Source organism: Candidatus Bathyarchaeota archaeon, from assembly GCA_026014725.1.
Taxonomy (GTDB): domain Archaea; phylum Thermoproteota; class Bathyarchaeia; order Bathyarchaeales; family Bathycorpusculaceae; genus Bathycorpusculum.
In genome coordinates this window covers 1-1,100 of record JAOZHV010000057.1, presented here as the reverse complement: position 1 = coordinate 1,100, position 1,100 = coordinate 1, and the positions used below count along the sequence as shown (strand labels likewise).

The 1,100-nt window shown below is 45.5% G+C and carries 2 protein-coding genes; both read right to left on the bottom strand.

The features are described from left to right. Positions 1-664 (bottom strand): hypothetical protein (locus NWE95_11885; GenBank protein MCW4004599.1); only part of this gene is annotated, 664 nt, incomplete at its 3' end. Beyond that, a partial coding sequence (locus tag NWE95_11880; protein MCW4004598.1) for a hypothetical protein occupies positions 645-1,100 on the bottom strand: 456 nt, incomplete at its 5' end. The genes NWE95_11885 and NWE95_11880, both read right to left, overlap by 20 nt.

The following is a 1,100-nucleotide window of genomic DNA, read 5'->3' as shown; positions in this document are numbered from 1 at the left end:
CGGCGAAGAGTTGCTCCTTGAGCTGAGACAATTTTACGTCAGAGTACCATAGGAGCGCGTAGATGTCGGCTATGTCTTTGATTAGTTTGTGTTCTTTGTCTCTTCTTGGAGCAGAGTTTATTTTCATCGCCAACAAGACATGCGGCTGTGGGATTAAGACGTCTTTTCCAAATAGCTGTTGGGTTCTGTACATTTTTTCTTGGAAGACCAAAGATAAAAGCGGCTCATCTATGGGCACAAATCCGAGCAGGTTTCTTATTTCTGGGTGGATGCGGTCAACGATGGGGTCTATGTATAGCTGGAATATTTGGTACAGCGGAAGCTTAGCTGATTGTTCTGGTGTTAGCTCTTTTCCTGTGTCTATGTCAAATTCTTTGACTAGCCTAAAACTCACTGACTTAAAACCCATGTTTTCGGCTGTTTTGATTGCGGTGGCAAATTCTGAGTTTTGCAGTTGTTCTTGGTTCCATTCCATGTTTATGTGGAAGCCAAGGTCTATGTCTCTTGAGCCGATGTAGGTTCTTCCCGTGGCGTTTTCAAAGTTTTGATTCACGAGGTAGTAGACTGCCCATCCGCCGAGCAGGCACGTTTGGCTTTTGAGCTTAGCAAAGATTGCCTGCATTTGTTGTTGCGAGGTTTTTGTTTCAACTGGTTGATATAGCATGCTGCTCGACCTTGTTGAGGAGTTTTTCTGCGGCTTCGGTGCATACGCCGCCTTCTTGTAGTAAGTCAACGATTAACTGTGGAACACTCACAACCGTTAAGCCTTGCCGTTTGAATGCGCCATGGAAGACGTGTTCGTCTGTGGTGAGGAGTCTTAGGTTGCCTTTGCCGACTAAGCCCTCTGCGGTTATTGCTTCTTGCCATTTGGCTGCGTCTTCTTTTTTGATGTATATGTCGATGCGGGATGGGAAGAGGTAGTGTTGGACAAGGTTTTCTGCCTGATAAGTCGTGAGCGCGTAGGGCAGGTTTGTTTTTTGGATTAGGCTTAGGGGGTTTTTGTGCATGTAGTCTTTCTTTTCGGGCTTGGTTTTTACTTGTAGCCAGTAGTTGATTAGGCCTTTGTAGTTTGTGACTTGGGTGCCGTTTACCAGTTTTTG